Source organism: Vibrio wakamikoensis, assembly GCF_050337275.1.
Taxonomy (GTDB): Bacteria; Pseudomonadota; Gammaproteobacteria; order Enterobacterales; family Vibrionaceae; genus Vibrio; species Vibrio chaetopteri.
Window position 1 is genome coordinate 193,843 of sequence record NZ_JAKJST010000019.1, and the last position, 8,423, is coordinate 202,265.

The following is an 8,423-nucleotide window of genomic DNA, read 5'->3' on the forward strand; positions in this document are numbered from 1 at the left end:
TCATACAAGAAATCATTTTTGCTTGCAGGAAAAGGGATCCCACATGGAACAACTTATTCGAGACGAGATGCGCGTGCTTCCGTCTATCGACCCACAATTTGAAATTGAACGCCGTGTTGCATTTATTAAGAGTAAATTGCAGCAGTCTGGATGCAAATCCATCGTTCTCGGTATCAGTGGGGGTGTGGACTCAACAACTTGTGGCCGTTTGGCACAATTGGCAGTTAACGAGCTTAACCAAGCGAGCGACAGCAACGACTACCAATTCATCGCAGTGCGCCTACCTTACGGTGAACAAAAAGACGAAGACGAAGCACAGCTAGCGCTATCTTTCATCGAGCCAACCCACTCTGTATCCGTTAACATCAAAGCTGGTGTGGATGGTCTTCATGCTGCATCACACGTTGCGCTAGAAGGCACCGGCCTGCTACCAACAGACGCGGCGAAAGTCGATTTTGTTAAAGGTAACGTAAAAGCGCGTGCACGCATGGTCGCTCAGTACGAAATCGCTGGTTACGTGGGTGGTTTAGTGCTTGGTACTGACCATTCAGCAGAAAACATCACTGGTTTCTACACTAAGTTTGGTGATGGTGCATGTGATTTGGCACCGCTATTTGGTCTTAGCAAACGTCAAGTTCGTGAAGTAGCAGCCACCCTTGGTGCGCCAGCGTTACTTGTTAAGAAAACACCAACCGCGGATCTTGAAGAGCTCGATCCACAAAAAGCCGATGAAGATGCGCTAAACCTAACGTACGATCAGATTGATGACTTCTTAGAGGGCAAGCCAGTTTCTCAAGACGTTTCAGACAAGTTGGTTGCTATTTACAAAGCAACACAACACAAACGTGAAGCGATCCCGACAATCTACGACTAATCCGCTTCTTACAAATACCAAAAGCCAGCAAAAAAATTGCTGGCTTTTTTCTAGCTTGTGATTTACTTCGCTGAAATCAAATCTTGCCACCGGTCAACTTTTAATCACTCCTAACTTGTGCCATTGTTATAAGAGCACAGGTGATAACACGCCTTCGCGCGCATCAACCCACTTGTGCACATGCCCAAGCTAAAACTATTGTTCATCGAATAAAAAGGGGTTGCTATGTTAGGCGAAGATCACTCTCTTCTTAAGGAATTTCCAGAACATCAAGATACCATTTTAGCGCTGACACAAAGCGATCAAGGCTTTGCTGCAGATACTAAAAACTACAATGCTCTGGATAAAGAAATTCGTGTGTTGGAACTCAACGGTTCACCTATCGAAGATACCGAGATGCATCAACTAAAACATGATAGAGCCGTTTTAAAAGACTCGTTGCATCAACGTATAGTGAGTGCTTCAAAATAAGCATGTAAATCAAAGCCGGTGCCAGTTGGACACTGGCACCCACAATCATCCGTTAACTAACTATCTCCACATCCGTTCTCGGCACTGAGCAACACGCTAACACCTTACCTTCCGCAATTTCTGATTCTTGAATAGCAGGTACATCGGGTTGATGAACCAAGCCTGATTCCACCGTCACCTTGCATGCGCCGCAAAAGCCTGCGCGACAAGTATGCGTAATCGATAATCCTGCATCTTCAGCTTGTTCCAGTAGTGTTTTCTGGTTATCACCTTCAAATACGTTGCCATCGATACTGATTTGAACTGCCTTAACGCTGTCTTCCGTCGCCGTCGCTACACCAAAGGCTTCTTGATGATAATGATCCTCCGCTAACCCCTTCTTCAGCATCAGGTTTTTAGCCTTTTGCATGAAGCCATCAGGGCCGCACACAAACACCTGCCTTGCTGTGAGATCTGGAATTTGTTTTAGGTGGGATAAACTAAAGCGCCCTTTTAAGCCTTGCCAATCATCATTGGATTGAGTCAAAGACAGCATCACGGTGAAATTCTCGTGCTTCGCTTCTAGCGACTTGAGCTCCTCGGCAAACGGAATATCATCAAAGGTTGAACATTGATGAAAGAACACCACATTGTTAACGGCATCTCTGTCTGACAAATCACGAAGCATCGACATCATAGGTGTCACACCACTACCTGCAGAGAGGAGTAGCAATGGCTCGTGGTCTGCATTCGCCATATGGAAGCTGCCATTGGGTTTATCTGCAATCAGAGTATCACCCACTTGGAAGTGTTCAAATAGCCAGTTAGACACACTGCCACCATCGATACGTTTGACTGAGATAGCCAAACGCCCCGGACGAGATGGGCTCGATGATAAAGTGTATAGGCGCTTTACAACTTGACCATCAAGATTAAGCTCAATTGGAAGGTGTTGCCCAGCTTTGTAATCAGGCATTGCGCCTTTTTGAGGCTCTAGCCAAAAGGTTTCAAAGTTACGAGCAACGCGTTCGCGCTCAACACAAACAAACTCTTGTTTCTGAGCGTCCAGATCGTCATAAACTTCTTTCTCTTTGTATTCAAGAACTTCAATTTCATCACCAGTGCGGATCATGCCTTCATTTTTGGCGACCAAGTTCTGGCCAAAGAAAACGCCACCTCTTTCATTTGCACGGAAGCGCGAGAAGGTATTCAGCGGCTCTTTACTCTCGCGGAACTTCCCTTTCTCCACATCAACTGTCGTCAAAATACAGCGCTCGCAGGGCTTTACTGCTTCGAACTCAACTTCACCGATTTTGATGCGCTTCCATGAGTCTTCAATAAATGGTTCATCCGAACCGACCACTAAGTTAGTTCGAAACTGCTCCATTGAATGCGTTTCGCTACTGCGGCGGTTAAGTTCATCTAAAGAACCCTGACTAATAATAAGCAGCGGATAACCATCGGCAAAACTCACATTGTGTCCCAACTTTTCGCGCACGCGATTCGATTGCTCGCCCGTAAACAGCAGCTCAACGCGCTGGTCGAGCACCTGGCTAAACCAATCATCCGCTTCGTCCGTTGTGGTGTAAGCAGCAAAGTTGTCTTTCCAAACCGTCGCTGGCGTCTGTTGTAACTTAAAACTACTGTATTCAAGTTTTAGCGGCGCCATGCCTGGGTAAGTGAAAATGATCCCTGTCGGCAATAGGCTCGATGACACTTTTACCATGTTTGGGTATTTACGAGCGGTGACCATAGCACCATCGGAAAGCGCGACCATAAATCGACGATCAAAGCATAAGCCTTGCTTTTCGACCCAAGAAGAAGAAAGAGAAATACCGCCAACGGATTTAACGGGATAGATATTGATTTGGGAAAGCAGAGGAGATTTTGACACGACTAAGCCCTTTTATTGTTGTCTTCCTTATTTTGAGTTCAATGGTAACGTCTTTTTTCCCTTAGTCCCAGAAACATAGTGAAATCTTACTCGTTTTCCTCTATCATCCTGTCGCCTAAACGTAAGCGATTGCATTCACATTTTTCGCCACCGTTTAGGCTCCGTTTCAAGAAGAATCTAACTTGGTGGGAGCCCAAATGACTACATTGACTATTACTCGTCCTGACGACTGGCACGTACACCTTCGTGACGGCGACGTTCTTAAAGATACTGTTCGCGATATCAGCCGCTACAACGGTCGCGCACTGATCATGCCAAACACCATCCCACCTGTCACAGACACAGAAATGGCGCTAGCATACAAAGCGCGCATTATGGCTGAGCAGCCTTCTGAGCAGTTTGAACCTCTAATGGCGCTGTACTTAACTGACAACACCACACCAGACGAAATCCGCAAAGCGAAAGAATCTGGCGCAGTTGTGGCAGCAAAACTGTACCCAGCGGGTGCAACCACAAACTCCGATTCTGGCGTAACGTCTGCTAAAAACATCTACCACGTGTTAGAAGCGATGGAAGAAGTAGGCATGCTACTGCTTGTTCACGGCGAGGTGACCACTCACGACGTCGATATCTTTGACCGAGAGAAAGAGTTCCTAGACACAGTTCTCGCTCCTATCGTGAATGACTTCCCGAACCTTAAGATTGTTCTAGAACACATCACGACCGCTGATGCGGCAAACTTTGTTAAAAACGCTAACGACAACGTAGCTGCAACCATCACGGCTCACCACCTTCTATACAACCGCAACCACATGTTGGTTGGCGGCATCAAGCCACACTTCTATTGCCTACCAATTCTTAAACGCGGTACCCACCAGCAAGCGCTTATCGAGGCAGCAACGAGTGGCAGCAAGAAGTTCTTCCTAGGTACAGACTCTGCGCCACACGCAAAAGGTAAGAAAGAAGCCGCTTGTGGTTGTGCGGGTTCATACACAGCACACGCTGCGGTTGAGCTTTACACAGAAGTCTTTGAACAAGAAGGTAAGCTAGAGAACTTAGAAGGTTTCGCAAGCCATAATGGCCCAGACTTCTACGGTCTACCTCGTAACACAGACACTATCACGCTTGAAAAAGCAGAGTGGAACGTGCCAGAAACCATGCCATTTGGTAGCGACATTGTTGTGCCAATCCGTGGCGGCGAAACAGTAAGCTGGAAAGTTAAATAAGCGTTAAAAAACGCGCACTAGCACTGGATATGTAAGGCTCCCTAATGAATAATGGGAGCCTTATTTTTTCAAGCCCAACTGAGATTGCTGTTCATGTCCCAAGAAGTTGTTATCGTCACGCCCTGCCGCGCCGCCTGTAAAAACGATGGTGGGATCTGCAGCGGATGCCATCGAACCATGGATGAACTTTCTGAATGGCGTTTTATGGATAACGAGCAACGCCAAGACAAGGTAGAACAACTCTCTGGGGAGCAATCCACGCACCAATGCCAGCAGTGTGGTGAGCCCGCCTATTGTGATATCTCAGCTGGAAAATCATCTTGCTGGTGTTTCGAGATAGAGAAACGTGACACCTCAAGTTTGCAAAAATCCGCGACCTGTTTGTGTCGTAAGTGTTTGAGTGAGTTACCGCTGAAATAACCACTCAAGATCCATCGAGCACCACACGATTAAAGTCAATCCAGCCTGCCGTGCCCTCAGACATTTTCAACGCCTTTGCGCTGATATCAAACCGTATCCGTGTACTTAATTGATGTACCCTTCTTAGGTTGTTGCAAACATGTTAAAGATTAAATAGAGTAAAAGCCCAATACAAAAAGGATAATAACAAATGAAAACATTGCTTGAAGGTTTTCCGGTCATCACAGAAATCCCCGTCGCTTGGGGGGAAATGGACGCCCTAAATCATGTCAACAACGCGGTCTATTTCCGCTATTTTGAAACCGCTCGCCTCGACTATTTCCGCCACATCAGTTTGATGGAAGATATGGCCGTCACCAATGTTGGCCCAGTACTCGGGGACACCTACTGCCGCTACAAACTGCCTGTCACTTATCCAGATACCCTACTTGTAGGCTCTCGCATTACCGATGTCAAAGAAGACAGGTTCACCATGGAGTACAGCATTGTCAGTCACAAGCTTGGTAAAGTTACAACGACGGGCACCGCAACCATAGTAATGTTTGACTTCAATACCAATAAGAAAGGGCTGATTTCTGAGAAACTAATGAAGGCGATTGAACAGACGCGAAATGAGTGTGCGGGCTAAATATTAAGTTAAAAAGACGCCGTTTGTATTTCGACATAGCGAAACATATTCATCCGAAGTAACAAGGCTCATTGGCTGTTGGAGGTATGTTTAACGCGTCTTTCTTCCATCTCTTGGGAGTAGGTATTTGCTTTTACTCCGTAGATAATCTGAATGTGGTGCTCATCAAGTATCACCACACCATGCGCTCCATGATTCTTCAGTGCCTTTTTATCGACAATGGATGTATCTTCCAGAGTCAGTCGGAGTCTCGTCGCACACGCACCGGTTTCGACTAGATTGTTAATCCCGCCAATGGCCTTCATGACTGTGTCGACATCTTGTTCAAAGTGGGGGTTAACTTGGGTTAGTGCTTTTAGTATTCGCTTAATAGTTTGAAGCATCGTCAGTAGCTCGGATGGTTAACGGCTCTAAATTATACCAGTCTTAGGTGTTTAGCTATCAAGAAACCAATCCCAGCTCGTCTATGGACATTAGCAGCACATTAGACGAATTTGTCGTCATTCCGCACTCGATGCGGAATCTACTTAACGCGCACACCTAGAATTAAAAATTGGTTATCGGTGATTTTTATTCCCTAGAAGGTTGTTGCCGACACGGTTTGTAGCTAGTTTTTGGACAAAAAACAGTCTACGCCCGTTCGTTTTCAACATGCCCATATAGCCGTCATCCACACGAAATTGAGGATCTCCTGCCACGTGTAGGTAACTGAAAATAAACGACTAAGTCACGTAAATCAACTTCGCTACGCGCTGAATAAGATCCCCTTTTTCAAGGGATGACGGTAATTTTTCGGATGGTTTGAAACACCAAAAGGGGCAAAGGCAAGTTAACGTTAGTCCCGATAACATACCTATGGACATAAATAGTCTACGTCTGTTCGTTTTTGACATGCCCCATGTAACCGTCATCCTCGGAAGTGAGGATCTCCTACCGCGTGTAGGTAACTGAAAATATTGGACTAAGTCACTTCAATCAGCTTCGCTACGCGCTGAATGAGACCCCCTTTTTCAAGGGGATGACGATATTTTTTTGATGATTCGAAACAAACAACGCACTTTCAAGTTAGAGCCTACCGACGGTTCAGGCTCTAGACACACGAGCATTTCAACTTAACTTATGAACCTTCCGAAGAGCAGCGTAATTTCCCGCTTTAGTACCTATGACCCTACTAAGCTCCCCCCACTTAGTGATAACATCCCCCTCATCAGAATTACAGAGACACTCTATGTTTATCCATCGTGTAAACGACATCGACTGGCTGGTGATTACCGCCTTTGAAGAATTCAAAACCATGTTCATCGAAGATGCCGGTACTATCCCTTCTTGCTTCTCTACCACCAGCGAATTGAGCCTGATTGATCAAGCTAAGCGCACCTATGGGTATCTACCCTCACTCGACGGCGTAGTGACGGATACCGGTACGTTTCAGAGACCAAACAACGAAGAAGATTTGAACCCACAGCTTGCGTGTTTGGTGGAAGGGCGTGGTCGAGTGTTTATCTATCACGGCGGCTTTGTGGCGTTTGTGGATGACGAGAAAACCTTTATTACTCGTCTAGATTGATAAAACTTCAACGCGTTCTGGAAGTTAATTTTGTCACAATCTTCACTTCTCTTCGATTGCCACTGAGGTGCTTCACCGCTATGCTTTCTCGCACATTAGATGTTGAGAATGGAAACCATGCAAAATAGCTTTCTATACCCTATCGGTACTCCTGGGAAAAAATGGACAGATAGCGAAGTCCAACAGTGGCGTGAAAGCACGTCGGTAAAGCGTCTTTATAGTGAAGATGTCCTTCCTAAAATCGACGCACTGCGTGAGAGCTTAGACGTGGTGCAATACGGCGCGCTTTCTTACGACGAAGCTCGCTTCCCGCTGTTTGCTTTAAAAACACGCGCTTGGGATGCAACAAAGCCAACTATCCTAGTGACGGGGGGCGTACATGGTTATGAGACGTCCGGTGTCCATGGCGCGCTTCAGTTTGCTAAGAACAACCTTCACGATTACCAAGATGCATTCAATATCGTTATCGCTCCTTGTGTTAGCCCTTGGGGTTATGAAACCATTAACCGTTGGAATCCAAACGCAGTAGATCCAAACCGCTCGTTCTATCCAGATTCTCCAGCGGAAGAGTCGGCAAATCTCATGGCGTTTGTGGCGTCGCTAGGCACCGGTATTTGGGCTCACATTGATCTGCATGAAACGACGGATACCGATGAGAGTGAGTTCCGCCCTGCTCTTGCTGCACGTGATGGCCTTGAATACATTGAAGACAATGTACCAGACGGTTTTTATCTCGTAGGTAACACTGAAAAGCCAGCAGAGGCATTTCAAAAACATGTGATTAGCTTTGTTGAAAAAGTGACTCACATTGCGCCGCCGGATAACAACGGCAAAATCATCGGCTCTGAAGTGGTGCAGCATGGCGTCATCAACTATCCATTGAAAAAGCTTAGCCTTTGCACGGGAATGACGGATTGTGAGTACTCAACCACTACGGAAGTGTACCCAGATAGCCCGAAGGTGACTGAACAAGAATGTAATGATGCTCAAGTCGCCGCGGTCTTGGGGGCACTCGATTTCCTACAAACGTCGATGTAACACAATACTCCAAAACCCAAGCCTAGCGCTTAATGCCGATCGTTTAGCTACTTGAACGATCCTATAGAAGCTACATAATCGGTCGTAACGCAAGTTACGGCCGATTTTTTATGTCTGAGTTTTCAAAAGAGTTACAAGTTACCGCAGAGTTTTGCCACGAACGTCCAATCGATGTCTTTAACAAACATATTCCTTTAGAGTGGGTTGAAGAAGCAGTTCAACAAACTGGACGAGTATCGCTCAGAAAGCGCCGCTTACCAGCGGAACAAGCCGTGTGGTTAGTATTAGGTATAGGGCTTCAGCGTAATCGTTCCATTCAAGATGTT

Annotated in this window: 10 protein-coding genes; 8 read left to right on the forward strand and 2 right to left on the reverse strand. The window is 46.2% G+C overall.

From position 1 onward, the window contains the following. The first annotated feature begins 43 nt into the window (after positions 1 to 43). Together nadE and L4C42_RS11375 are read left to right on the forward strand one after the other, a co-directional pair. Positions 44 to 874 carry an NAD(+) synthase gene (gene nadE, locus L4C42_RS11370; RefSeq protein WP_429760558.1) on the forward strand — a complete coding sequence of 277 codons (831 nt, stop codon included), beginning with the start codon at positions 44 to 46 and terminating at the stop codon, positions 872 to 874. Positions 875 to 1,099: 225 nt separating this feature from the next. Further along, entirely contained in the window at positions 1,100 to 1,345 is a 246-nt protein-coding gene (locus L4C42_RS11375; protein ID WP_112462432.1) for an HP1242/YdcH family protein, read from the forward strand. 52 nt (positions 1,346 to 1,397) lie between these two features. On the opposite strand, the gene L4C42_RS11380 is transcribed toward L4C42_RS11375, so the two are convergent. Continuing rightward, complete coding sequence (locus L4C42_RS11380; RefSeq protein WP_429760560.1) at positions 1,398 to 3,218, reverse strand: MOSC N-terminal beta barrel domain-containing protein; 1,821 nt, start codon at positions 3,216 to 3,218, stop codon at positions 1,398 to 1,400. A 197-nt stretch (positions 3,219 to 3,415) separates the two neighbouring features. On the opposite strand from L4C42_RS11380, the gene pyrC reads away from it, so the two are divergent. The 3 genes from pyrC (at position 3,416) to L4C42_RS11395 (ending at position 5,492) form a co-directional block, all read left to right on the forward strand. Then, positions 3,416 to 4,444 (forward strand): dihydroorotase, encoded by a 1,029-nt coding sequence (gene pyrC, locus L4C42_RS11385; protein ID WP_429760562.1) that lies wholly within the window; start codon positions 3,416 to 3,418, stop codon positions 4,442 to 4,444. A gap of 111 nt (positions 4,445 to 4,555) precedes the next feature. Then, on the forward strand, positions 4,556 to 4,864 hold the full coding sequence (locus L4C42_RS11390) for a DUF1289 domain-containing protein (RefSeq protein WP_429760576.1): 309 nt from the start codon (positions 4,556 to 4,558) through the stop codon (positions 4,862 to 4,864). 190 nt (positions 4,865 to 5,054) lie between these two features. After that, positions 5,055 to 5,492, forward strand: a complete 438-nt coding sequence (locus L4C42_RS11395) for an acyl-CoA thioesterase (RefSeq protein ID WP_429760564.1) — start codon at positions 5,055 to 5,057, stop codon at positions 5,490 to 5,492. A 68-nt stretch (positions 5,493 to 5,560) separates the two neighbouring features. Here the strand turns inward: L4C42_RS11395 and L4C42_RS11400 are convergent, their stop codons facing one another. Continuing rightward, on the reverse strand, positions 5,561 to 5,875 hold the full coding sequence (locus L4C42_RS11400; RefSeq protein ID WP_429760566.1) for a PTS sugar transporter subunit IIB: 315 nt from the start codon (positions 5,873 to 5,875) through the stop codon (positions 5,561 to 5,563). A gap of 845 nt (positions 5,876 to 6,720) precedes the next feature. On the opposite strand from L4C42_RS11400, the gene L4C42_RS11405 reads away from it, so the two are divergent. The 3 genes from L4C42_RS11405 to L4C42_RS11415 form a co-directional block, all read left to right on the forward strand. Further along, the gene (locus L4C42_RS11405) at positions 6,721 to 7,059 is read left to right on the forward strand and encodes a cytosolic protein (RefSeq protein WP_112460168.1); all 339 of its coding nucleotides are present in this window, start codon (positions 6,721 to 6,723) and stop codon (positions 7,057 to 7,059) included. A gap of 117 nt (positions 7,060 to 7,176) precedes the next feature. Continuing rightward, positions 7,177 to 8,097 carry a M14 family metallopeptidase gene (locus L4C42_RS11410; protein ID WP_429760578.1) on the forward strand — a complete coding sequence of 307 codons (921 nt, stop codon included), beginning with the start codon at positions 7,177 to 7,179 and terminating at the stop codon, positions 8,095 to 8,097. A 110-nt stretch (positions 8,098 to 8,207) separates the two neighbouring features. Next, a partial coding sequence (locus L4C42_RS11415; protein ID WP_429760568.1) for a transposase domain-containing protein occupies positions 8,208 to 8,423 on the forward strand: 216 nt, incomplete at its 3' end.